Origin of the sequence: Neorhizobium sp. SOG26 (assembly GCF_003491345.1) — a bacterium.
Taxonomy (GTDB): domain Bacteria; phylum Pseudomonadota; class Alphaproteobacteria; order Rhizobiales; family Rhizobiaceae; genus Neorhizobium; species Neorhizobium turbinariae.
Genome location: NZ_CP025513.1, coordinates 922360 through 946534 on the forward strand (window position 1 = coordinate 922360; position 24175 = coordinate 946534).

At 61.2% G+C, this 24175-nt stretch carries 22 protein-coding genes and 2 pseudogenes; 13 read left to right on the forward strand and 11 right to left on the reverse strand.

From position 1 onward, the window contains the following. Positions 1–40: 40 nt before the first annotated feature. Together CYG48_RS21000 and CYG48_RS21005 are read left to right on the forward strand one after the other, a co-directional pair. On the forward strand, positions 41–988 hold the full coding sequence (locus CYG48_RS21000) for a FecCD family ABC transporter permease (protein WP_118852885.1): 948 nt from the start codon (positions 41–43) through the stop codon (positions 986–988). Beyond that, positions 985–1776, forward strand: coding sequence for an ABC transporter ATP-binding protein (locus CYG48_RS21005; protein ID WP_118852609.1), 792 nt, complete (start codon positions 985–987; stop codon positions 1774–1776). The genes CYG48_RS21000 and CYG48_RS21005 overlap by 4 nt, the downstream gene beginning before the upstream one ends. A gap of 209 nt (positions 1777–1985) precedes the next feature. On the opposite strand, the gene CYG48_RS21010 is transcribed toward CYG48_RS21005, so the two are convergent. Together CYG48_RS21010 and CYG48_RS22725 are read right to left on the reverse strand one after the other, a co-directional pair. Beyond that, positions 1986–3011 carry a M20/M25/M40 family metallo-hydrolase gene (locus CYG48_RS21010; RefSeq protein WP_245450560.1) on the reverse strand — a complete coding sequence of 342 codons (1026 nt, stop codon included), beginning with the start codon at positions 3009–3011 and terminating at the stop codon, positions 1986–1988. Beyond that, positions 2962–3417, reverse strand: coding sequence for an ATP-binding cassette domain-containing protein (locus tag CYG48_RS22725; RefSeq protein WP_245450561.1), 456 nt, complete (start codon positions 3415–3417; stop codon positions 2962–2964). Before CYG48_RS22725 ends, CYG48_RS21010 begins: the two co-directional genes overlap by 50 nt. Positions 3418–3442: 25 nt before the next feature. On the opposite strand from CYG48_RS22725, the gene CYG48_RS21025 reads away from it, so the two are divergent. The 5 genes and pseudogenes from CYG48_RS21025 to CYG48_RS21045 all read left to right on the forward strand — a co-directional run bounded on the left by CYG48_RS21025 (position 3443) and on the right by CYG48_RS21045 (position 7931). Beyond that, on the forward strand, positions 3443–4207 hold the full coding sequence (locus tag CYG48_RS21025) for an ABC transporter permease (RefSeq protein ID WP_118852610.1): 765 nt from the start codon (positions 3443–3445) through the stop codon (positions 4205–4207). Further along, positions 4204–4995 carry a nucleoside phosphorylase gene (locus CYG48_RS21030; protein ID WP_118852611.1) on the forward strand — a complete coding sequence of 264 codons (792 nt, stop codon included), beginning with the start codon at positions 4204–4206 and terminating at the stop codon, positions 4993–4995. The genes CYG48_RS21025 and CYG48_RS21030 overlap by 4 nt, the downstream gene beginning before the upstream one ends. Continuing rightward, positions 4992–5996, forward strand: a complete 1005-nt coding sequence (locus CYG48_RS21035; RefSeq protein WP_118852612.1) for an ABC transporter substrate-binding protein — start codon at positions 4992–4994, stop codon at positions 5994–5996. The genes CYG48_RS21030 and CYG48_RS21035 overlap by 4 nt, the downstream gene beginning before the upstream one ends. A gap of 32 nt (positions 5997–6028) precedes the next feature. Beyond that, on the forward strand, positions 6029–6742 hold the full coding sequence (locus tag CYG48_RS21040; protein ID WP_245450562.1) for an ABC transporter permease: 714 nt from the start codon (positions 6029–6031) through the stop codon (positions 6740–6742). Between the two features lie 11 nt (positions 6743–6753). Then, positions 6754–7931: pseudogene (locus CYG48_RS21045) on the forward strand (phosphopentomutase). Positions 7932–7946: 15 nt separating this feature from the next. Here CYG48_RS21045 and CYG48_RS21050 read toward each other — a convergent pair. Then, a complete protein-coding gene (locus CYG48_RS21050; protein WP_118852886.1) occupies positions 7947–8708 on the reverse strand; it encodes an AraC family transcriptional regulator in 762 nt (253 codons plus the stop codon). A gap of 127 nt (positions 8709–8835) precedes the next feature. Between CYG48_RS21050 and CYG48_RS21055 the strand changes: the two genes are divergently transcribed. Continuing rightward, positions 8836–9243, forward strand: a complete 408-nt coding sequence (locus CYG48_RS21055; protein WP_118852614.1) for a DUF2000 family protein — start codon at positions 8836–8838, stop codon at positions 9241–9243. A gap of 14 nt (positions 9244–9257) precedes the next feature. Here the strand turns inward: CYG48_RS21055 and CYG48_RS21060 are convergent, their stop codons facing one another. After that, positions 9258–10151, reverse strand: coding sequence for a DMT family transporter (locus CYG48_RS21060; RefSeq protein WP_118852615.1), 894 nt, complete (start codon positions 10149–10151; stop codon positions 9258–9260). Positions 10152–10407: 256 nt separating this feature from the next. On the opposite strand from CYG48_RS21060, the gene CYG48_RS21065 reads away from it, so the two are divergent. Then, positions 10408–11289 (forward strand): DMT family transporter, encoded by an 882-nt coding sequence (locus CYG48_RS21065; RefSeq protein ID WP_118852616.1) that lies wholly within the window; start codon positions 10408–10410, stop codon positions 11287–11289. 51 nt (positions 11290–11340) lie between these two features. Here the strand turns inward: CYG48_RS21065 and CYG48_RS21070 are convergent. The 3 genes and pseudogenes from CYG48_RS21070 to CYG48_RS21080 all read right to left on the reverse strand — a co-directional run bounded on the left by CYG48_RS21070 (position 11341) and on the right by CYG48_RS21080 (position 14385). Continuing rightward, positions 11341–12830: pseudogene (locus tag CYG48_RS21070) on the reverse strand (acetyl-CoA hydrolase/transferase family protein). Between the two features lie 214 nt (positions 12831–13044). After that, positions 13045–13938 carry a DMT family transporter gene (locus CYG48_RS21075; protein ID WP_118852617.1) on the reverse strand — a complete coding sequence of 298 codons (894 nt, stop codon included), beginning with the start codon at positions 13936–13938 and terminating at the stop codon, positions 13045–13047. A gap of 45 nt (positions 13939–13983) precedes the next feature. Beyond that, a complete protein-coding gene (locus CYG48_RS21080; protein WP_118852618.1) occupies positions 13984–14385 on the reverse strand; it encodes a tautomerase family protein in 402 nt (133 codons plus the stop codon). A gap of 90 nt (positions 14386–14475) precedes the next feature. Here CYG48_RS21080 and CYG48_RS21085 point away from each other — a divergent pair, with 90 nt between their 5' ends. Both CYG48_RS21085 and CYG48_RS21090 read left to right on the forward strand, forming a co-directional pair. Further along, on the forward strand, positions 14476–15318 hold the full coding sequence (locus tag CYG48_RS21085) for a LysR family transcriptional regulator (protein ID WP_118852619.1): 843 nt from the start codon (positions 14476–14478) through the stop codon (positions 15316–15318). Between the two features lie 100 nt (positions 15319–15418). Next, the gene (locus tag CYG48_RS21090; RefSeq protein WP_118852887.1) at positions 15419–16315 is read left to right on the forward strand and encodes an NAD-dependent epimerase/dehydratase family protein; all 897 of its coding nucleotides are present in this window, start codon (positions 15419–15421) and stop codon (positions 16313–16315) included. 230 nt (positions 16316–16545) lie between these two features. On the opposite strand, the gene CYG48_RS21100 is transcribed toward CYG48_RS21090, so the two are convergent. From CYG48_RS21100 to CYG48_RS21115, 4 genes are all read right to left on the reverse strand, one after another. Further along, the gene (locus tag CYG48_RS21100) at positions 16546–16851 is read right to left on the reverse strand and encodes a hypothetical protein (protein ID WP_118852621.1); all 306 of its coding nucleotides are present in this window, start codon (positions 16849–16851) and stop codon (positions 16546–16548) included. A gap of 140 nt (positions 16852–16991) precedes the next feature. After that, positions 16992–19856 (reverse strand): bifunctional diguanylate cyclase/phosphodiesterase, encoded by a 2865-nt coding sequence (locus tag CYG48_RS21105; RefSeq protein ID WP_118852622.1) that lies wholly within the window; start codon positions 19854–19856, stop codon positions 16992–16994. Positions 19857–20009: 153 nt separating this feature from the next. Continuing rightward, on the reverse strand, positions 20010–20867 hold the full coding sequence (locus tag CYG48_RS21110; protein WP_118852623.1) for a sigma-70 family RNA polymerase sigma factor: 858 nt from the start codon (positions 20865–20867) through the stop codon (positions 20010–20012). Beyond that, positions 20867–21337 carry a carboxymuconolactone decarboxylase family protein gene (locus CYG48_RS21115; RefSeq protein WP_118852624.1) on the reverse strand — a complete coding sequence of 157 codons (471 nt, stop codon included), beginning with the start codon at positions 21335–21337 and terminating at the stop codon, positions 20867–20869. The genes CYG48_RS21110 and CYG48_RS21115 overlap by 1 nt, the downstream gene beginning before the upstream one ends. Positions 21338–21550: 213 nt before the next feature. On the opposite strand from CYG48_RS21115, the gene CYG48_RS21120 reads away from it, so the two are divergent. Next, positions 21551–23077 (forward strand): ABC transporter substrate-binding protein, encoded by a 1527-nt coding sequence (locus CYG48_RS21120; protein ID WP_118852625.1) that lies wholly within the window; start codon positions 21551–21553, stop codon positions 23075–23077. 150 nt (positions 23078–23227) lie between these two features. Continuing rightward, positions 23228–24169 carry an ABC transporter permease gene (locus CYG48_RS21125; protein ID WP_199925319.1) on the forward strand — a complete coding sequence of 314 codons (942 nt, stop codon included), beginning with the start codon at positions 23228–23230 and terminating at the stop codon, positions 24167–24169. Positions 24170–24175: the final 6 nt, after the last annotated feature.

Consider the following 24175-nt stretch of genomic DNA (forward strand, 5'->3'; position numbering starts at 1 on the left):
CTCCCATCGGCTGCTGATCACCGGCCTCGTCCTGCTGGTCATGTTGACCTTCCTCCTGTCGCTCTTCAGCGGGCCGGCCAGTTTTGGGGTGTGGGAAAGCCTGCGGGCGCTGATGTCTGACGACGCCGGCTCCATCGCGCTCATCATGCACGAGATCCGCCTGCCGCGCGCCCTTCTCGGGCTGATGGTCGGTTTCACGCTCGGCCTCTCGGGTGCAGTGCTCCAAGGTTATCTGCGAAACCCATTGGCCGAACCGGGGCTGATAGGGGTCAGCGCCTCCGCCTCGCTGGGGGCGGTACTAGCGCTCTATACCGGGCTCTCTGTCCTGTTCCCGCTGGCCTTGCCGCTTGCTGCACTGGCCGCTGCCGTGGTCTCGGTCCTCGTCGTCCAGTTTCTCGCCGGTGCCTCGGGCAGTTTCGTCACCATCATCCTTGCCGGCGTCGCCGTCTCGACCTTTGCGACCGCCATGACATCGCTGGTCCTTAATCTGTCTCCCAATCCTTATGCCGCCCTCGAGATCATGTTCTGGATGCTGGGGTCGCTGGAGGATCGGTCTTTTGAACATGTCCTGCTGGCCGCACCTGCGATGATCCTCGGCTGGGTCATGCTTCTCGGCGTTGGCCGGGGCCTCGATGCCCTGGCCCTTGGTCGTGACACGGCTGCCAGCATGGGCGTCAATCTGCGCCAGGTGCAGTTCCTCGCGATCTTCGGCACGGCGGCGTCCGTCGGCGCGGCAACCTCGGTGACCGGCTCGATTGGCTTTGTCGGGCTTGTCGTGCCGCATCTCCTGCGGCCGTTGACCCGGTCGCTGCCCTCTCGGCTGTTGCTCGCCAGTGGCCTCGGTGGTGCGGCACTCATTCTGGCAGCCGATGTTCTTGTTCGCCTTGTCGCTCCGGAGCGTGGCCTGAAGCTTGGGGTCGTCACGGCCGTCATCGGTGCGCCCTTCTTCCTAGCACTCGTCTGGCGCAGCAGGAGGCAGATGATTTGACCCGATTGCCTTTGCTTGAAGTCGCGCTGCAGCGGGTTCTTCGGGGAACCCGCTCTGTCCTGGGGCAGATCGCCTGTCGGATCGAACCCGGCGAGGTCGTCGGCCTGCTTGGCCCCAACGGCGCCGGCAAATCCACCTTGTTGCGATCGCTGTGCGGTCTGATCCCCTTCGAAGGCAAGGTCCTCGTGCAGGGAAAACCCATCAACAGGCTTCACGGGCGCGAGCGGGCAGGTCTCATCGCGTATGTTCCGCAAGAGCATGATGTCGCCTGGCCGATCAGTGCCGCCGATCTCGTCGCGCTGGGACGGGACGCACACAGGACGAGTTGTGTAGCAAAGCTGAGTTCGGAGGACCAGCGTGCCGTCGTACAAGCGATGGAGCGCATGGATGTTGCAAGGCTCGCATCACGGCCGGTCGACACATTGTCAGGCGGCGAAAAGGCCCGCGTGCTGATTGCGCGGGCGCTGGCGCAGGAAACGCCGCTGCTGCTCACCGATGAGCCTGCCGCAGGGCTCGATCCGCTCCACCAGGTCAATCTGATGAAGACATTCCGCAGCCTCGCGGACGATGGGCGTGCGGTGGTGCTTTCGATGCATGACCTGGGTCTTGCGGCGCGCTGGTGCACGCGGCTCATTCTCCTGAACAGGGGTGAGGTCGTCGCAGACGGGTCGCCGGAAGTGGTCCTGCGGCCGGATGTGATAGCGCAGGTTTATGGTGTCTCGGCCTACATCGCCACTGTTGAGGGCGGTTTGGTTGTCCAGGTGCTTGAGCCGACCTCTACCCGATAAAGCTTTATCACGCCACCGCTTCCGGGCCTGACGTGCGTCAGGCACTTGCCCGGGCAGCGGCAAGAGCAGCAGCGACCTGGTTGACCACCGCCAGCCGTTCGTTCGGCTCGGATTTCTCAAAGGCTGCATCGAGCATCGTTGCATACCCTTCAAGCCGTGCCAGTTCCTGGTCGAAGACTGCGGCATGGATCGGCTCGCCATAGTGGAGATCAGCGACTTCCTGGGTGGCGGTCGCGAGCAGGAAATAACCGCTGGCCCGCTCCTTGTCGCGCAGCGCGGCCTCCTGGGCCGCCGTTGCGGCGGCGCGATAAGCCCGCGCTGCATTGCCCTTCTGGCGAATGATGTTCGGTGATCGACCTAAACATCGTATCGGGATCCTTCATTGTCTGGCGGAGGGCATTAATCTTCCCCGACCGTTTGGCAGGGTTCATCAGGAACTGGTGCAGGACAGTCGTGGCGATGGCGAAATCGGCGATCTCCATCGCTTCCTGCGGGTTGTGCGAGCCGTTTCGGTTGCGAATGAAGATCATGCCGGCGGGAACGCCAGCATGCGCAAAGACGGCCGCATCATGGCCACCTCCGGACGGTAAAAGTGCCGGCTCGACGCCCACCGCTTCCGCGGCCCGCAAGAGTTCATTGATGAGTGACGGATCGCAGAGCGCAGGCTCGGTTCTGAGAGGCGTGCCGAGCTCGAAGCGCACCGCACGTTCCTGCTCGATGCGCGCCACATGCTTCAGCATCAGCGCGTGCATGGTCTCCAGCGTCTCGCGATCTTGGCTGCGAACATCAAGGCTGAAGTGGACGCTATCCGGAATGCGGGAGAGCGCATGTTTTTGCTGGTCGGTCGAAACCATGCCGCTGGTGACAACAAGATGGCAGCCTTTCGCCACCAAGTCATGCCATGCGGCATCCAGCACATTGAGCAGTTCCGCCATGGCCAGCACAGGATCGTGCCGATAAGCGAGGGGAACTGCGCCGGAATGACCGGCTTCACCAAAGCAGGAAATGGTCTTGTAGCGGAAATTTCCGCGGATGCCGGAGACGATCGCGGCCGGCAGGTTGCGCTCGATCAGCACGGGGCCTTGCTCGATATGGACTTCGACATAGGGGGTGATCGCCTCCCGGTCGAGGAGCGGCCTCCCGGCCCCTACGGCTGTCATGTCGACGCCGGCTGCTTCCATGTGTTCAAAGAGCGTGCGGCCATCGCCCTTGTGGCGAGAGACTAGCTCCTCCACTACGCTTGCGGCCAGCCGTATCAAGCGTGATGGTCCCGCCGGTCGCCTGATCGAGGCCAGAGATGAGACGCAGCAGGGTGGATTTACCGCAGCCGGATGGACCGACAATCGAGATGAACTCGCCTTCCTTGATGGTGATGGTGACCGGCTCGAGCGCCGTCACCGTCCCGTGGTCCGCGACGAATGTCTTATGAACACCCGCAATATCGATCATCCGCTCCGACTGCGCCACCCGCAAACTCCGTGTACCAAGATAGGGAAAAGCACGCGCCGGGGACAACGCCCGGGCAAGCTGAAATGTGTCCACAACGTCGATCTCGCACGTCCGCGTGGAGAGGGCACCAAGCTTGATCCTGCTTACCACGCACTCGTCGCCCAACTTCGCCGCGATCTGCGCGATCCACATTCTGCCACGAGCGGGGAGGGCACTGATGGCGAGGCGCCTCACCGCGTGGGTGGATTACGCGCTGGCTCTTGCTGGTCTGCTCGGTGCCTGGTGGTTTGCTACGGGACCGATGGCAATGCCAACATACCTTCTGCCGTCACCTCTGCGGACCTGGAATGCGTTGGCAGGCATAGCCGCCTCTGGCGAGCTCTGGTTGCATCTCGGCTTCACGCTGCAGAACATCGTTCTCGGCCTGGCGCTCGGCTGCGTCGCAGGTATTGGACTTGCCTTCCTGATGACGCGCTTTCCCAAGCTCGCCGTGTGGCTTGATGGCCCGTTGGTGATCCTGCAGACCGCGCCGAAGATCGCGCTCGCGCCACTTTTCATCGTCTGGTTCGGCTTCGGCGTCCTTTCAAAGGTCATCCTGATCTTCTCGCTGGTCTTCTTCCCGGTCTTCATCGGGGCGATCGCCGGCTTCCGCGCGCTTGATCCCAAGATGAAGGATCTCGCGAAGCTATTGGGCTTGAGCAACATCCTGCGCTTTCGGCAGATCGAGCTGCCGTCCGCCATGCCGGAGATCTTTGTCGGGCTGAAGATTGGCGCCGTGCAGGCCCTTGTGGGCGCCGTGCTTGCCGAGTGGATGTCCGGCAAATTCGGTCTCGGTTACCTGATGACCTTTGCGGGTGCGACCTACAAGACGCCGCTGCTGTTCGCGGCCGTGCTGGTGACCGTGTTGGTTGGGCTGGCCATGCATGTCGTGCTGACGATCCTGGAAAACCGGCTGCTTTCCTGGAAGGGAGCGAAGAAATGACGAGCGCCGCCTTTCCCTGGAAGAACGGTCGTCCGCCGCATCTGCCCTGCGGGCCCGGAGATATTGCCGAGAATGTGCTCACCCCCGGCGATCCGGATCGCGTGCGGCTTCTCGCCGACATGCTGGAGGACGTGACGGATTTCGGCCGAAAGCGCGAGTTCGCCGTCATCACCGGGACCTATGAAGGCGTACGGCTGACGATCTGCTCCACCGGCATCGGCGGCCCGTCCACCGAAATCGCACTGGTGGAACTCGCCATGCTCGGCGCCAAGCGCGTGGTGCGCATTGGCGGCATGTCGTCGCTCGTGGCGGAATATGCAACTGGCTCTTTTGTGGCGGTAGATCGGGCCATTGGCGAGACCGGCACGGCCCGCACTTATCGTGCCGCGGGCGGTGAGGCGGCAGCATCACCCCGCATCGTCAACGGTCTGGTTGGTGCGGCCGCACAACTCGGACTCACCTGCCGCCCGGGCATGGTGGCCTCGACCGACAGCTACTATTTTGGCCAGGACCGTCGTTACCGCCCCGTTGATGACGGGCAGGATCTCTCCGCTAATTTCATCGATCGCTTCCAGGCTCAAGGCGCCATCGGCGTCGAGATGGAAAGCGAGATCACCATGACCGTTGGCCGGGCGATCGGCCTTGAGACCGGTTGCCTACTTGGTGTCCATGGAAACCGCGCCACCGATGACTGGCTCGATGACTATGAGGCCACCCAGCGAAACCTTCTGCGCATCGCAGGAAGGGCCTTTTCCTCCACAGAATGGGAACTCAGGAGTAAATCATGATCCAGTTTCGCGTGAAGACGGCAGCAAGCCTTGCTGCCCTGCTCACCTCATCGCTGTTCGCCATGGCCGCTGAAGCCGCCGACAAGGTCGTGCTGCAGATCGACGGCGCTGCCGCTCCGTTCTACGCGCCGCTTTACGCTGGAGTCGAAAACGGCATCTTCGAGAAGAACGGGATCGAAGTCGAGTTCATCTATGCGGCTGCGGCCGATATCCTGACCAACATCGCTGCCGGCAACGTCGACTTCGGCTTCCCCAACGGTGATGCGGTTGTGGCCGCCGCTGCAAACGGCCTGCCGGTCAAGGTCGTTCACACCACCTACCAGCGCGGTATTGGCGCATTGCTCGCCAAGGAAGAAAGCGGCATCAAGTCGTACAAGGACCTGAAGGGTAAGAAGGTCGCCGTCACCAGCTTCGCAAGCCCGAACTACCTTCAGTTGCAGGTTGGCCTGCAGCAGGCTGGCCTGACGCTCGATGACGTCACCGTCGAAGTCGTTGCTACCGGTGCAATCGTCCAGTCGCTGCAGGCTGGCCAGGTCGACGCTATCGTCTTCTCGGAACTGCGCAAGTACAACCTCGAAGCTGACGGCACCAAGGTCACGATGATCCTGTCGAACGACTTCCTGCCATCCTTCGGCAACGTCGTCGTCACCAGCGACAAGAAGCTTGCTGAGAACGCTGACGTCGTGAAGCGCTTCACCACCGCCGTTACTCAGTCTTACGAATGGGTCATCGACGGCCATATCCCGGAAGCGCTCGACATCGCGCTGACGAAGTACACGCCGACCTGGCCGAAGGACCAGATGCCGATCCTGACGACCGCTTTCGAACAGACCTTCGTATCGTCGGTCTGGCAGAGTTCGCTCACCAAGGAAAAGGGTCTCGGTGCTGCTGACTTCGCCGCCTGGCAGAAGAACGCCGACATCCTGGCGCAGTACAAGGTCATCGACAGCGCGCCGAAGGCTGAGGACTTCGTCGTCGATCCGTCGACCATCGGTCAGTAAGCATGATCCTGCGTGGCTTAGCGGGTCTGATCGTGACCCTCGTCCTGTGGACGGCGATCGTCTTCATCTTCAACGTTCCGGCCTTTCTCCTGCCGGGACCTGTTGAGGTGTTCGATCGCGTCGCGTTTCTGTTCGAAAACGCCAAGCTGACCCGGCACATCTGGGTCACGCTCTCGGAAATCGTCGCTGGTTTCGTGTCCGGAACCGCCGCCGGCATTTTCGCTGGCGTCGTTTTCGCGCGCCTGCCTCGCGTCGAACGCTTTGCCACGCCGCTCATCCTGCTTCTGCAGACCGCTCCGAAAATCGCGATCGCGCCGCTGCTGTTACTCTGGCTCGGCATCGGCCCCACGCCAAAGATCGTGCTGATCGGGATTGTCACCTTCTTCCCCGTCATGCAGGGCATGGTGACAGGCCTGCGCTACGGGGAGGGGAGCTTCCGCGACCTTGCCTCTGTTCTGAAGCTCAGTCCCTGGCAGCGTTTCCGGCACATCGAACTGCCGTCTGCCTTGCCGTCAGTGCTGGCCGGCATGGCTGTTGCCACGACGCTTGCGATGACCGCCGCGGTCATCGGCGAACTGATCGGCGCCAACGAGGGCATCGGCTATCTCCTGTCCTCCGGCCAGGAAAACAGCGACACCGCGATCGTCATCGGCATGGTCATGCTGCTGTCGCTGATCGGCTGGGCCTTCTACGAGATGATCGAGTTCGTGCGCCGGCGCTCGCTTGGCCGGTTCCAGCTCTCCTGAGGTTCGAGCCGATGGCGAGGGCCTTTCTCTGTGTCCTTGATTCCGTCGGTTGCGGTGGTGCACCCGATGCGGCAGCCTACGGTGACGAAGGGGCCAACACGCTCTTTCATATAGCCGAAGCCTGCGCTGCAGGCCGCGCGGAAGACGGTCGGAGCGGACCACTGAGTCTCCCGAACCTCGATGCTTTGGGGCTGGGCGCGGCGATCACACTTGCCTCCGGCATGGTCGCGCCCGGTCTCACTGCCGTTCCGTCCGGCCGCTGGGGTGCGGCACAGGAAATATCGGCCGGCAAGGACACGCAGTCCGGACACTGGGAACTTTCCGGCGTCCCGGTGGCGCGTGACTGGCATTATTTTCCGCGGACCGAACCTGCGTTCCCTGCCGATCTGATGGCAGAATTGATGATCCGTGCCGGCCTTCCCGGCACGCTTGCCAACAACCATGCGTCGGGAACTGAAGTCATCGACGCATTCGGGCTGGAGCACATCGCGACGGCAAGCCGATCGTTTATACGTCCGCCGACAGCGTCGCGCAGATCGCGGCACACGAGACGCATTTCGGTCTCGACCGGCTGCTGGAAACCTGCCGGATCGCCGCGGACATCTTCCACCCGCTGAACGTCGGCCGGATCATTGCCCGACCGTTCGTGGGGGAGGCGCCTGGTGAATTCGTCCGCACCGCAAACCGCAAAGATTTTGCCATCGCGCCGCCGGATGGAACCATCTGCGACAGGGTGGTTGCCGCTGGTGGCGCTGTGCATGCGGTGGGCAAGATCGGCGACATCTTCGCCATGAAGAGCATCACGGACGTCTCCAAGGGCAAGGACGACATGGCCTTGTTCGACCATCTTCTTGAGTGGACGCAGAAGGCTGCGCCGGGCGACCTCGTCTTCGCCAATTTCATCGAGTTCGACAGCCTGTGGGGCCACCGCCGCAATGTTTCCGGTTATGCCCGCGCCCTTGAGACCTTCGATGCGCGCCTGCCGGAACTGACACGGCGTTTGCGCAAGGGCGATCTCCTCATCATTACCGCTGACCATGGCAACGATCCGACATGGCCCGGCACCGACCATACCCGCGAAAGGGTGCCGGTATTGGTGACGGGGCCGGATATCGGGGAGCAGGCGCTTGGGATTGTTCCATTCACCGCGGTAGCGGATATGGCAGCATCCCATTTGGGGATCGCTTGACCGAACCTCTTTGGTTTAGAAATTGCGCTGCAGATTCAGCCAGCGCCCAGGCGGCAAGCCGAACGCGTTGCGGAAGTGCCGGGTAAAATGCGCCTGGTCGGAAAACCCGCTGCCGAGGGCCGCATCGGCAAGGCTGCTGCCTGAGACCAGCATTTCCTTCCCGCGGTCGAGCCGACGCATCACCAAGTACCGGTGCGGGCTTGTGCCGAGCAGCCGGCGGAAGTGCCGGGCAAGCTCGTAGCGATCAAGTTGCGTCACCCTTTCCAGGTCTGCCGAAGTCACGTTGGTCGCTACCTGCACGTCGAGGTAATCGCGCGCTGCCAGCACGGCGAGTCGTGCCACCGGCTGCACCTTCCCCCGAACCACGCCCGCCTGCCGCCCAAGCGCTGCTGCGATGCGAGCAAGCGCGTCGTCAATCAGAAGATCGTCCGGCTGCTCATCAAGATCGGCGAGAAGATCCGCAAGCGCGTGGCGAAGCGCCGGGTCGCTGACAACAGGGTCCGCAACGAAAGGAAGAGCCGTACGATGATCGAAAGCTTCGGCCACCAAGGTCGGCGGCAGGTAGATCATCCGATAGATCAGACCAACATCGGTTCCTGCTGCACCATCATGAACTTCGTCCGGATGCAGGACGATGACATTGCCGGGCTGGCTGAAGCGCGGGCTGCCGCGGTACCGGAACGTCTGCACGCCATGCATGGTCAGTCCCAGGGCATAAGTATCGTGCCGGTGCGGCAGGAAGCCGTTGCCGTGAAATCGCGCCTCCATCCTCTCCATTGCTCGCCGTTTTGCGCCGACGCGCAGTCCCTGCCGGATGGACATGACGCACGAACGTTCAAGACCGTCGGGTTCGATAGCCGTTAGATCGGTGCTCCGCGGATCATCGAAGAAGGAGCTGCTTTGCATGTTTGACACCAAGATCGCGATTGTGGTGCGTGAGGATCTTGCCATGTGGCAGAAGCTGAACGTCGTCGCCTTCCTGACGAGCGGGATCATGGCCCAGAACCCGAAGATCATCGGCGAAGAGTATCGAGACTTGCAAGGGAATGTCTATAACCCGATGACCATCCAGCCCATGGTTGTCCTGGCGGCGGACCAGGAGACCTTGCGCACCATCCAGAAGCGCGCGCTGGAGCGCAACGTCACCACGTCGGCATATATCGAGGAAATGTTCTCGACGGGTCATGATGCCGCGAACCGGGAGGTGTTTTCGCGGTTTTCACCCGATGACGCGAAGCTGGTGGGCGTGGCACTCAGGTCAGACCGGAAGATCGTCGACAAGATCACCAAGGGGGCGAAGATGCACCCCTAGCAGCGGCGCCAGTCTTATTCAGCTGCGGCGTCGGCGTGCCGCTCTGCTATGCCGCGGCGATGTTCGCGCCACACCGTGAACAGTCCCGCTCCGACCACGATGACGGCGCCGACGATCATGTTCGTCGTCAGGGTTTCGTTGAAGAAGAGCGATGCCAGCGCGACGCTCAGCACCAGCTGAAGGTAAGTCACAGGCTGCACTTCGACTGTCGTCAGGTGGCCATAAGCCTTGATCAGGAAGTAGTGGCTCGTCGCGCCGCAGATGCAAAGCGCGGCCATGGCCGGCCAATCCTCCATGGCGATCGGCGTCCAGTAGAAAGGCCCGATCAAGGAAGCAGTCAGAGCGCCCACTACGCCTGCGTAGAACACACTAGTGACTGCCGTGTCGCGGCTGCCGACAGCACGCGTCGCGATGTTGTAGAGCGCGTAAAGAAAGCTTGCCCCGAGCGGGATGAGGAGGCGAAGGTCGAAGTGAACGTTGAGGGGATTGAGGATCACCATCACGCCGAGCAAGCCGACGATGACCGCGAGGCTGCGCCTCCAGCCGACCTGCTCGCCGAGCAGGGGAATGGACAGCACTGTCACCATCAGTGGCGTCACCTGCATGATCGCCTGGCTCATCCCAAGGCCAGCCGTCGTAAAGGAGATGACCACCACAACAACCTCGGTGACCAGCAGTACGCCCCGCAGCACCTGAAGCAACGGGCGCTGCGTCTTCACTGCGGCGCGAAGACCTCCAGGCGCTGCTGCCGCGAGGATGGTCACGAAGAACGCGAAGGCCCAGAACCGGATCATGGTCACCATGATCGGCGGATATTTCTCACCCAATATTTTCGAGAACGCGTCCTGCCCGGCGAATATGCCGATCGCGATGAGCACGTAGAGGTAGCCGAGGGTCTTGTTGTTCATGACCTGCCAAAAAAAATGGGCTCACGGAAATCCGGAGCCCATGAAGTGTGAAGGTCATGGACCTCCAGAGGGGAACAGCAGATACGCGGAACTGGGAGGGAAGCCGCGTGGTGCATCTGCTGCGGGCCTTATGCTCGCTTTATGGGCGGAAGGAAAACATTTCCTGGGCAGTGCAGCTATGTTGAAGCTGCATTGCTCCGGCGACGGCATGGTTTTACACCGAAGCGAAACTTGATCAAGTGAGTCGCAGGGCAAAATGACGATGGCAACCCCGGACCGGACCTTCCTGGGTATCGGACTTGCATCTGCGGGATATGCCTGCTTCGCACTGCAGGACGCGATCGTGAAACTGCTGGTCGCCTCCTACGAGGTGCCGCAAATCCTGTTCATGCGCAGCATGATCATCGTGATTGTCACGGGCGTCCTGGCGAGGCATTTCCGCCATCCATCGGTCATGAAAAGCCAGCACCGGGGAACGCTTGTCTTCCGTGCGGCGCTGCTGCTCATGGCTTGGCTGCTTTTTTATAACGCGGCCAAATATCTCGGGCTTGCGGAGCTGACGACGCTCTATTTCTCAGCGCCGGTCCTCGTCGTCCTGCTGTCGATCGTCGTTCTCAAGGAAAAGGTCGGGGCCGGTCGGTGGATTGCCTGCGTCGGTGGCTTCATCGGCGTGCTTGTTGCCGCGAACCCGACTCATTCCCCGAACCTGCTGCCGGCGGCGATGTGCGTCGCGGCCGGCTTCTGCTGGGCCTGGAGCACCGTGCTTGTCCGTCTGGTCAGCAAGACGGAAACGACGCTGGTCCAGATGTTCGCCACAAGCTTGATGTTCGCCATCGCCTGCGCTGCGTCATTCCCGTGGATATGGAAAACACCCGATACCACGGGCTGGATGCTGATGATCGGGCTCGGCGTGGTCGCGACGATCGGCCAGTACCTTTTGTACGAAGGCTTCCGTCACGCCCCGGCGTCAGCCCTCGCACCGGTAGAATATACCGGCCTCATCTGGGCGTTTGTCTATGGTTACGCGATCTGGGCCGAAATCCCGGCGCCTTACGTTTTTCTCGGGGCGGCGCTAATTGTCGCCTCGAGCATGGTTCTGCTGGTGTTCGAGAAGAGGACGGCCGCCAGCGCGCGCTAGCGGCATCCGATGATACGCCGCAAGGCGGTGGGACGGGCTCGGCCCGTCACCTTAGGCCTTCATGCTTCCAGTTGCCTGCTGCCGGGTGTGCCAGGAGAACGCCTCTTCCAAGATGTGAGGCGTGTGGCCGCCGCGCGCTGCTGCACGCTGGAAGTAATCCATCAGGGCTTCACGGTAGTCCGGATGGGCGCAATGCTGGATGATCTGTTCCGCCCGCTCACGCGGCGCAAGCTGGCGCAGGTCGGCAAGGCCGTTTTCGGTGACGATCACATCGACATCATGTTCGGTATGGTCGACATGCGGCACCATCGGCACCACCGACGAAACTCGACCTTCCTTGGCGAGCGACTTGGTGACGAAGATCGACAGGTAGGCATTGCGGGCAAAGTCGCCCGAACCGCCGATGCCGTTCATCATATGGGTGCCGTTCACATGCGTGGAATTGATGTTGCCGTAGATGTCGACTTCCAGCGCCGTGTTGATGCCGATCACGCCGAGGCGGCGGATGACTTCCGGGTGGTTGCTGATTCCTGCGGGCGAAGGATGAGCCGGTCCTTGTATTTTCCAAACTGGCCGAACACGCGCTCGCTGCACGCCGCCGACAGCGTGATGGAGGAACCGGAGGCGAAGACGAGCTTGCCGGAGTCCAGCAGGTCGAACGTGCTGTCCTGCAAAACCTCGCTATACATGCGAAGATCATGGAATGGCCCGTCTACCAGGCCGGTCAACACGGAGTTGGCAATCGTCCCGATGCCGGCCTGCAAAGGCTGCAGTGTCAGGTCCAGCCGGCCTGCATCCACTTCGCCCTTGAAGAAGTCGATGAGGTGGCCGGCAATCGCCTGCGTGCCTTCATCGGGTGCTTCCACCGTTGAGAAACTGTCCTTCTTGTCGGTGACAACGATTGCCGCGATCTTCTCAGGGTCGATCGGCACGTAAGGGAGGCCGACGCGGCTTTCGCAGGCAACAACGGGGATCGGCGTACGTGTCGGACGTTTGGTCGGGATATAGATGTCGTGCAGGCCTTCGAGATTGGCCGGCTGGCTGAGGTTGATCTCGACGATGATCTTCTTGGCGAGAATCGCAAAACTCGCGGAGTTGCCGATCGAGGTCGTTGGCACGATGCCGCCTTCTTCGCTGATCGCAGTGGCTTCCACGACCGCATAATCGATCGGTCCGAGCTGGTTCGAGCGCAGGTGCTCCACCGTCTCGGACAGGTGCTGGTCGATGAACATGACGTCGCCGCGATTGATCGCGGCGCGCAGCGTCCGGTCGACCTGGAACGGCATGCGGCGGGCCAGAACACCGGCCTCGGTCAGCATGCGGTCGATGTCATGGCCGAGTGATGCACCGGTAATGAGAGTGATGTTGAACGGCTGCTCTTTTGCTTTCGCCGCCATGGCAATCGGAACGGCCTTCGCGTCGCCTGCACGCGTAAACCCGCTCATGCCAACGACCATGCCATCCTTGATGAGATCGGCCGCAGCTTCGGGGGTTGTGACTTTGTCGAGAAGGGATTTCAGGCGAATGCGATCGTTGACCATAATCAACTCCGGATGATCAAAAGCTTGTCGGCGCGAGACCCGGCGCGCCAAGTTTGTTTATGTTCTACTGATAGTCTCCGCCCTTGCTCGCAAAGCGACGTACTTGCAGGGGACGCACAGTTGCGCGTCCTTTACTCCTTACCCATTCTCGAAACCAGCTAATTTAGCCTACGGGTAAGAACTGGTACCGGGTTCTTCAGGAAGGTGATGGTGGCTATCGCCAGAAGATCAGGGTCATACCAGCCACGACAAGCGCAGCACCAGCCCAAGCGCCGGGTGCCGGCACTTCGCGGGTCTTCAGCCAGAGCATTGGCAGGATGATCACCGGCGTCGTGGCCGAGAGAGTCGAGACAATGCCGAGCTTGCCGCCGGAGAGCGCGAAGAGAAGAAGCGTCATGCCGAAGGCAAGCGCAATGATGCCGGTCATGGCTGTCTGGAGAAACACGCCGCGGGTCAATGCACCTTTGGGCCGCACCGCTTCGAAGGGCGTCTGGGTCAGGATGGTCAAGCCAACGGCCGCGATCGCCACCCGAACCATGGAGGCGGCGAGCGGATCAATGCCGGTCGCCATGACGGGCCTGGCAATCAGTGAGCCGATGGCTTGGCCAAGTGCTGCGAGGAGACCAGCCAGCACGCCGAGCCAAAGCGGTCCCTTGACGGCTTCCCATTGGTGCAGTTGCGCCTTGCGCTTGCCAAACAGGATTGCGAGCAAGACGCCGCAGAGTGTTAGGCCGATGCCGGCCAGAGCCGTTAGGGATAGCTGTTCGTCGAGAACCGCCCAGCCGAGCAGCGCCGCGATCGGGGCGTTGAGGGCGAACAGGATCCCGGCGCGCCTCGGCCCCAGCCGGTTAAGGCAGGTGAAGAGCAATGTATCACCAAGAAAGATGCCGATGAAGCCGGACAGGAGAAGCGGCCAGAGGATGTCGGGCTGCAGGTCCTGCCAGGTTCCCGACGCCAGCACGTAAAGGCCAAGCAGGACGGCGATGAAGAGCTGTCGCGTCCGGTTGAAGGCAAGTGCGCCGAGATGCGCTGCCGGGCCTGCGGACAGCAGCCCCGTCAGTGCCCAGCAGGTTGCGGCTCCCAAGGCCGCCAGTTCATAGATCGGCATCCCGTCCTCCTCCGGCGCGCCTAGTGCTACACCGCTGTCGCCCCACTATGCGTGCTTCTGCGCCCATCTCAGGTTCTGCGTGAGCCCGCCGTAGCCATAAGTGTCACCATCCACGGCGTGAACGAGCACATAACTCGCTTCATGCACCGGGCCGAGAAGCTTACGCATCTCGTCATATACGACACGAACCCATTTCGTCGTCTCGTCGTTGATGTTCGTGTGCTCAGTGATCGAAACCTCGACATAGAAGGTCGCGAGCTTCTGGTCGGACGCGGTGGCTCCGGCAAGGAACCAGTCCTCGGGATCGGCAGTCTCGACCAAGACTGCCGTGACGGACGGATCCTTGTGCAGTATTTCTGCCGTGAGGCGAGACAGCAGGGCGGCCATTTCCGGTCGCAGGTCGCCTCCGTCACGGGACTTCGTATAGCGGGCTTTGATCATCGGCATGGTGTTGTCTCCTTGTTTGCAGGAGCACCTTGCACCACGACATTCATAGTGAGAAGATGGTGGTGCGTATCTCAATCATAGCGATTTCATATGATTGATCTGGAAAGTGTTCGCCTGTTTGTTCTTACCGTCGAGCTTGGCAGCCTGACCAAGGCGGCCGAGGCGGCAGGAACCGTGCAGCCGATCGTGAGTCAGAAGCTGAAACTGCTGGAAAAGCGGCTCGGCCGGCGCCTGGTCGACCGCACGCCACGCCACCTGCGGCTGACGGAGGACGGGCAGGTCTTCCTGCCAAAGGCACGGGAGTTGCTGGCCAAGCACGAGGAGGCGCTCACTTTCGGCAACGAAGCGCCGCTGCATTTCATTCTGGCGGCCAGCGACCACGCCATCGGCAGCCGATTGTCGCCAGCGATCCGGGCCATGCGGCTGGCACTCCCGGTCAATGCAGTGATCGAGGTCAGCTTAGGTTTTTCCCGCAATGTCAGGGAGGCCTTCGCGTCGGGCCAGGCGGATGCGGCCATCATCCGGCGAAACGGGGGAGGGTTAGACGGCGAGGTGCTCCGCACGGACCGGCTGGGTTGGCGGACTGCACCGAACTGGCGGCTACATTCTAACAGAGCCATCCCGCTGGTGTCGCTCGGATCCGCCTGCGGCGTCCGCGATGTTGCGATTGCGGAGCTTCGACGCGCGGGCGTGGAGTGGCGAGACGCCTTTACCGCGGGAAGCTGCGCGGCACTTCATGATGGCATCCTTGCAGAAGCCGGGGTGGCGCCGATGGGGGATATCAGCGCGCGCGGCCTGCCCGACCGCGGTGCCGAGCTCGGCCTTCCGCCGTTGCCTCCGTCGGAAATCGTGCTTATTTCCAGAGCACGCTCGCCCGCACATGCCGCAGCCATCAGGGCGCTCGCCGCAGCCGTGTCGGGTGCTGCCGGCTGACCCCGAAGTCACCCCTTGCCTCCGGCAGTCGCGCGGCAATATCTGGAGCGACGAGCAGGTCCTTCGGCCGCGCGTCGAACAACAAAACAAGGAACAAGCCATGGGCAAGCGGATCGTTTTCACCGGAGGCAGCGGCAAGGCCGGTCGTCATGTCCTGCCATACCTGAAGGCGCAGGGGCATGAGGTCCTGAATATCGATCTCGTGCCGTCTCAGGTGCCGGGCATCAATACGATCCACGCAGACCTGACAGACAGTGGCGAGACCTTCAACGCTCTGTCGATGCATTTCGATTTTGCCGACCTCGAAACTGGCAAGGGACCGGCTCCGGTGGATGCCGTCGTGCATTTTGCAGCTGTGCCGAGGATACTGATCCGTCCGGACAACGCGACATTTGCTGCGAACACGGTCTCGACCTACAACGTGATCGAGGCGGCGGTGAAGCTCGGGATCCGCAAGATCATCATCGCCTCCAGCGAGACCACCTATGGTGTCTGCTTCGCCGAGGGGGACAAGGACTATCACTCGTTCCCCCTGACTGAAGACTATGACGTCGATCCGATGGATAGCTATGGGCTGTCGAAGGTGGTCAACGAGAAGACGGCGCGCGCCTTCGCCATGCGGTCCGGCGCGGACATCTATGCGCTGAGGATCGGCAATGTCATCGAGCCGCACGAATACGACAAGTTCCCGACATTTCTGGCTGACCCGCCATCCCGCAAGCGCAATGCCTGGAGCTACATCGATGCCCGCGATCTTGGCCAGATCGTCCACCTCTGCGTCGAGAAGAGCGGGCTTGGCTTCCAGGTCTTCAACGCGGTGAACGACACGATCACGGCCTGGGAGCCGACACGCGACTTCCTGAAACAGTGGGCGCCTGAGACGCCAATCAATGGAGAACTCGACGAGTTCGGCGCACCGATCTCCAACCGCAAGGCGCGCGAGGTTCTGGGATTCCGCGAGGAGCATGATTGGCGGAAATACATTCTGCGGTCGTAGTGGCAGCGTATTCAGCACGCATGCGGCAACATGGCCGATGTTAAGAGGCACCACTTTGCAGTAGCAGTTCCTCATCAACATGCGTCTCAATCAACCGCCTGGATATACAAAATGTGGGATTGGTTCCCTCTCGTCGTGCTGCCGTTCAAGCTCATCGTGCTGGGCACGGGCATGTTCTTTGCCATCAAGTGGCACCACGACCAAGCGAAGAAGAAGTAGCGCAGCAGTGCCTACTTCGTGGGACGCACCAGCGAGATGACGCGCGGTTTCGACGGCGTGTCCAACCATTCTGTCCACTTATCGCGCTCTTCCAGAGTGTCGAAGAACCGCCAGAGTTTGTAGTCGTCCTCGGTCGTCTGCAGCATTTCGCCGATCGTGACTATCTCCAGCGGAAGCGTCACTTCGTTGCCCTCGAAGCGGACGAGATAGGCACCATCGATGGCCGGGCGGATGACCTGGCCGACGGAGTATCCGCCGTCCTCGTCATCGACTGTGAAGTACATTCCGCTCAGTGTCTCGAAGAGTTTATCATTCATTCTCGGCGTCAGTCCTGGAATTGGTTCGGAAGATGCGGAAAGGCCCTCCGATAGAAGGGCGGTTTTGGAGCTTCAGGGTACAGCTTTTGCGAACCGACGCAACGCCTCAACCGATCTGCAGTCCCGGCGGATCCATACTGCTAGATACTGTAGTCCAAAGGCTCGGTAATGGCTGACAGCATGCGCGGGACGTCTGTCGCGGGAACCGGCCGGCTGTAGAGATAACCTTGGCCCAGTGTGCAGCCCCGGCCGCGCAGGTAACGTGCTTGCTCATCCGTCTCTATACCTTCGGCGACAGTTGCCATGCCAAGCCGGTTGGCCATCTGGAGGATAGCGTCGATCACTGCGGTCGCCTTCGGCTCATTGTCGTCGATGCGCTCGACGAAGGACCTGTCGATCTTGATCACATCGACCGGGAAATCCTGAAGATGGGTGAGCGACGCGTAACCGGTGCCGAAGTCATCAAGCGCCACCGCCATGCCAAGCTGGCGCAGTTCCTGCAACATACGCGCGACATCGGGACCGAGTTCGCCGATGAGCACCGTCTCGGTCACCTCGATATCGACTGACGCAAGATCCTGGTCGGACGCACCGGCGTGGCGCCGAAGCCGGTCCAGCAGGTCGTTCTGGCGGAAGTCTGCCGCGGATACATTGACGGCGATGCGTCCCGGCGACACACCTTCCGCCTTCCAACGTTTGAGATCGGCAAATACGAGCGCGAGCATCCGGTCGGTCAACTGAACTGCAAGTTCTGCATCGGAAAAGGCTGCGGAGATCTCGGATGGCGGCAGGATGCGGTCGCCTTCACCACGGATGCGGAGAAGCGCCTCCCAACCTGTCACGCGATTGCTCTTCAGGTCGACCTTCGGCTGGTAGAAGGGGACAATGCTATCTTCCTTGAGCGCCTGCCGTGCCCGCGCGAGCATGCCGGAGCGCCGCTCGGCGGCTCCCTTCAATGCGGGCGTAAACTCCAGCACCGTCCCCGGCATTTCCGCCTTGGATGCATACAGTGCGAGATCTGCGGCGATCAACAAGGACTCCGGCTCACCTCCGTCCCGGGGCCATATTGCCACGCCGGCGGAAACGCTGGCGGGAATACTCTGGTCGCCGAAGGTAAAGGGTTCCCCAAGTGCCTGCAGGGCATTGTCGATCGTTTCCTTGTACGCGTCAGGCGTCGGAAGCCCTGGCAGGATGATCGCGAACTCGTCGCCGCCGAGGCGGGCAACTGTCGCGGAAGCGGGAAGAGTGGTCCTCAGGCGCTCGGCAGTCTGCCACAATACGCTGTCACCTGCGGCATGGCCCAAGCTGTCGTTGAGTTCCTTGAACCCATTCAAGTCCAGCAGGACCAGGCCAACAAAGGTGCCGCTGCGCGCGGCGGAATCGATCGCTGCGAGCTTCTGTTTTCGATAAAGCGTTCGGTTGGGCAGCTTGGTCAGCGGGTCATGGTGGGCAGCCCAGTTGAGCTCCGCTTCCGCCTTCTTCTGCTGCGTTACATCCAGCATCGAGCCTACAAGGCGCACAGCCTCACCGGCGTTGTTGCGGACAATGACACATCTGGTGCGGACGTCTATCCAATCGCCCGAGGCGTTCAGGAATCGATATTCCTCATTCCAGTAGTCCGCCCCTTGCTCCAGGGCCAACGCCTGGCTCGCGAGCACCCGCGGTCGGTCCTCTGGATAGATGCGATCGAGCCACCAGTTCAGGTCCGTTTCGTGTTGCAGTTCCGGATAACCCAGAACCTCCTGATGGGCGCCTGCCCATCTCGCCCGTTCGCGCTCGATGGACCAGTCCCAGATGATGTCGTTGGTTGCGCGGCTGGCGAGTTGGTAGCGTTCTTCGCTCTCGCGAAGCGCGGTCTCGGACAGCACCTGTTCGTGGATATCTTCAAGGGTGCCGTACCAGGCAACAATCGTTCCTTCGGCATTGCGGCGCGGTCGGGCACGCGCCCTGAACCATCGGTATTCGCCATCGACCAGTCGCACACGGTAGCGAACGTCTGCAAGCTTGCCTTCACCTGCCTCGATCGCATTTCGCCAAAGTTCGATGACACCTGGGATATCATCTGGATGCACCACATCAGCCCAGCCTTGGCCGACACTGGCTTCACGCGGCAGCCCGACAAGCTGGCTCCACAAGGGCGCGATCTCGGTCACCCGGCCTTGCGGGTCAGCCACCCAGGCAATCTGCGGGTTCAACTCAATGTAGGCACGGTGATGGTCTTCCGTTTCGCGAAGGACCTCAAGGGTGCGGATATAGCGGCTTTGCTCCCGAGCCGTCGCCTGGGCCAAACGCTCTGAATGCCATGTATAGAAGATCGCCCCGAACAGGATAATGAGGAATGCTGCGACAACGACGATCGAGAGTTGATCGACCGAGGCGATCCAGACGCTTGGCTCCACAGGGTTTGAGGCCGGTACGACCGTAGTACCGGACATCGCGATGATGTGAAGCGCGAAGATGGCAGCGGAGAGCGATACGGCCGCCGGCCAGGCAAAGATATGGTTCCGGGAGCGGACGAGGCAGTGACCAGCGAGGCCTGCAAGAAACATCCCACAGGCAACTGCTGCTACGTTGACTTTCGGATCCTGGATGATCCCGCCTGGCAGCCGCATCGCCTGCAGATCCAGAAGATGGGAGATCGCGATGCCAACGCCGATGATAGTGCCAGCGAGGATGCCGCGTGGGCGTCCTAACAAACCGACGCACCCGGCGACGACGGTCAATGCCACGGATAAGAAAAGCGAAAACGCAACGGTCTTCAGCTTGAAGTGAATATCTAGATCGCCTCGATATCCGAGCAGCAGCGTAAAATGGGTCGTCCATATGCCAAGGCCCGTCACCACCGAACCGAGAAGCAGCCAGCGCCGGCGCGAGGATGCTTGTTCCGTCAGGCTGTACTGTGCGATGCCAGCACTGGTCAGGCTTGCCAACGCGCAGATGCCCACGGCCAAAGCGACAAAGCGCAGGTTATGCTCATAGATCAGTGTATGGAGTACTTCGCCCATCCAGAACTCTCAGCCGATGAGTTCCAACCTGCCCTTGATACTTTAATAAACGTTCAAGAAGGAAGCGCTAAAGCATGCGTTCTGGACGTCTTTTCAAGTTCCTTTCGTTCGCATTAGCTAGCATGTTTCTTGTCCGGTGAAGCGATGCACTGCTCAATGCAGGTGCTTCAACTTGTCCGGATTGCGCATCACATAGATCGCGGTGACCTTGCCGTCCTCTATATCGAGGGCAGTGGTTTGCAACTCCCCATCTGCTTCGCGGGTGATAAAGCCGGGTAAGCCGTTCACCATTGTGATCCGCACGAGTTGCCAGCCACCTCTTTCGAAGAAGCGCACCAGCGAGCGCTGTACCTTCATCACGTCTTCGATCCCGAACAGCAGCCTGAGCGCTGCCGGGCGCTTGCCACCGCCATCGGAATGCAGGCTGACATCGGCGGACAGCATGGCGGAGAGTGCGGTCATGTCGCCGCTACGCGATGCGGTGAAGAAGGCTTCGGCGATTTCCAGTCCGCGCTTTTTGTCGACCTGGAAACGGGTGCGGGTTTCGCGCACATGAGCGCGTGCCCGGGCCGCCAGTTGTCTGCAGGCCGCTGGTTCACGGTTGATCGAGGCCGCCACCTCGTCGAACTCTAGGCCGAACACGTCGTGCAGCAGGAAGGCCGCGCGCTCCAATGGCGAAAGGCGTTCCAGCGCCAGCATCAACGGCAGCGTTACATCCTCTTCTTCCTCCTCCTCGACCACGGGATCGGGAAGCCAGGGGCCGATATAGGTTTCACGCGTCTTGCGTGCAGATTTCAAGTGGTCAAGGCAGAGCCGGGTGACGGTGCGGCGCAGGAAGGCTTCCGGCTCGCGCACTTGAGCCCGGTCGGCCCTCATCCAGCGGATGAAGGCCTCCTGTACCACGTCCTCGGCATCGGCCACGGAACCGAGCATACGGTAAGCGACGCGCATGAGGCGGGGGCGCAAGGGCGCAAAGCTTGCAGCAGCATCCTCATGGCCGACGACCTCCATCAGGCGACCGCCTTTTCCGCTTGGGGACGGGCCGGCGTTTCGAGCCACAGGCCGAAGCCGACGGCTAGGCGGTTCCAGCCGTTGATGACATTGATCATCAGGGTAAGCTTCACCTGCTCCTCCTGCGTGAACTTCGCCTCCAATGCCTGGCGAGCCGCATCAAGTTCAGGGCCTTCTGAAAGCCGCGTTAAAGCGTCCGTCCAGCCGAGTGCCGCCCGCTCACGATCAGTATAGCACGGCGCCTCGCGCCAAGCCGAGAGCAGGTAGATGCGCTGCTCCGTCTCGCCCTTAGCCCGCGCTTCGAGCGTGTGCATGTTGATGCAGTTGGCGCAGCCGTTGATCTGCGACGAGCGGATCTTCACCAGTTCGATCAGGCTCGGTTCAAGGCTGGCAGCCGCATCAAGCGACATGCTCATCCACTTCTTCATCAGGACTGGCGAAGCGGCGAAGGGATCAAGTCTCGGTGTCATTATCATATCCTCTGTTGGGGTTACGACATCATGACGAGCGAGCGTCGGCCGGTGTGACATGACGGGCAAATTCTCCAGAAGTCGCTTCGCTTGCGAAGCGCCATTCGCCAACTACCGCGCATCTCCCGGTCCCATTGACACCAGTGCGGCAGCCTGTATTCTGTTATAAAAGTTTATATAACATAATTGTGGAACATAAGTGGGGAGACTGCCATGAAATTGAGACTCGCATTTCTTGTCGCCACGGCGCTTGTTGCCGCGCCTTCGCTGCTGATGGCCCAGGAGAAGGGCGGCGTGATCAACGTCGCAACGATCGGCGAACCGCCGACGCTCGACCCGATGACCTCGACCGCCGACCTCGTCGGTATCGTCACGCAGCACATTTTCGAGACGCTCTACACTTTCGACAAGACCTGGAATGTCACGCCTCTCCTGGCGGAAAGCCTTCCGGAGGTCAGCGATGACGGTAAGACCTACACGATCAAGCTGCGCTCCGACATCAAGTTCCACGACGGTAGCGACATGGCGTCCGATGACGTGGTTGCCTCGCTCAACCGCTGGACGAAACTCGCCTCGCGCGGCAAGCAGGCCGCCGGTTTCATCGAATCCATCTCCGCGGCAGATCCGTCGACCGTCGTGATCAAGCTGAAGCAGCCCTACGCGCCACTCGCTTCGCTGCTCGCCTTCAACAACTCTGCCGCAATCATCATCCCGGCTGAAAAGCAGGCCGACACGATGACAGATTTCATCGGCACCGGTCCCTACATGCTGAAGGAACGGAAGGCAGACCAGTACATCCAGTTGGCTCGCTTCGACGGCTACAAGGCACGCTCCGGCGAGAGCGACGGATACGGCGGCGCTCGCAAGCAGTACCTCGACGAAATTCGCTTCGTGCCGGTGCCGGATGCCAATACCCGCGTCGAGGCTGCCGTTTCCGGCCAGTATGACTACATCGACTCGCTGCCAGTTGAATCCTTCGACAAGTTGAAGGCCTCGACGGCGACGCAGCCGCTAATGCTGAAGCCCTTCGGTTATCCGGTTTTTGTCTTCAATACGGCGGAAGGCGTTGCCAAGGATGTCGAGGTCCGCAAGGCAATTCGACAGGCGCTCAACATGGAAGACATGCTGGCCGCTGCATTCGGCAGCACGGATTTTTACGCGCTGGACGGCAATATCTACCCGGAACCCTATGCGTGGGCGACGGATATCGGTGCCGAGGGTAACTACAACGTCGCCGATCCTGAAGGTGCCGCGGGGGCTGCCAAGGCCGCCGGCTATGACGGCAAGCCTGTCCGCATCCTGACCAGCCGCCAATATGAATTCCACTACAAGATGGCGCAGGTCGCCGCAGAATATCTCAAGCTCGCCGGGTTCCAGGTAGACATGCAGGTCGTGGATTGGGCGACGCTAACCCAACGCCGCGCCGACAAGGCCCTGTGGGACATCTATATCACCCACAGCCCGTTCCTGCCGGAGCCGGCGCTGATCGGCTCGCTGTCGCCGAGTTCTCCGGGCTGGTGGGATACGCCGGTGCGCAAGGAGGCCGTTGATGCTTTTTCGGCGGAATCTGACCCGAAGAAGCGCGTCGAACTGTGGGCGAAGGTCCAGAAGGCGGTCTATGACGAGGTGCCCTTCATGAAGATCGGTGACTTCAACGCCGTTTCTGCAATGTCGACCAAGCTTCAGGGCGTTGATCCGGCTCCGTGGCCCTACTTCTGGAACGCCTCGATCAAGAAGTAGCATCTCGTAGGAATTGAACTGATGCTCACTCTCTCCCCGTACGCGGGGAGAGATACGTGCCCGGCCGCCCGACGCTTCTTCTGTGGAAGAGGAGGAGCAACAGGCGGACGAGGCGCAAACCGACAGAATAAGCGGACACAGGAACCGCCCATGATACGTTACATCCTCCAGCGCCTCCTTGGCATGATCGTCGTGATGTTCCTTGTCGTCACGATCGTTTTCGTGATCGTGCGTGTCACGCCGGGCGATCCGGCGGCGGTGATGCTGGGGCCTGATGCGACGCCGCAGGATATTGCAGAGCTACGCAGCCGGCTCGGCCTAGATCAGTCGATTGTCCTGCAATACATCTATTACATCGGGCAACTGCTGAAGGGCGACCTTGGCCAGTCGATCTTCCTCAATATGCCGGTCACCTCGGCACTTCTTGACCGCGCCGAGCCCACCTTCTTCCTGACGATTTTTTCACTGGCCATTGCCAGCGTCATCGCCCTGCCAATCGGCATCTATGCCGCCTACCGGCGCGGTTCGTTCGTCGATCAGGCCTCGACCACGATCGCCATGCTGGCGGCTTCGATCCCGAGCTTCTGGCTCGGCCTCATCCTGATGCAGTTCTTTGCCGTGCGCTTCAGTATGTTCCCCGTCTCAGGGTATGGCGGGCCGGGAGCGAGCTTCGCGACGCGCATGTATCACTTGACGCTTCCAGCCTTTGCGCTCGGTCTCGTGTCCTCCGCGCTCATCCTGCGGTTCACCCGGGCTTCCATGCTTGACGTGCTGGGCGACGATTATATCCGCACTGCCCGCGCCAAGGGGCTGATCGAGCGGAAAGTCATTCTGAAGCATGCGCTGAAGAACGCGTTGATCCCGATCCTGACGGTGATCGGGCTCACCGCCGCCGTTCTCATCTCCGGCGCAGTGGTGACGGAAACCGTCTTCGGCCTGCCCGGCGTTGGCAATCTCGTCGTGTCCGCCGTGCTGCGCCGTGACTATCCGGTGATCCAGGGCGCGTTGCTCGTGATCGCTGGGCTCTATGTCTTCATCAACTTCGCGATCGACATGCTTTATCTGCTCGTTGATCCTCGTGTCCGTTACTAGGGGGTG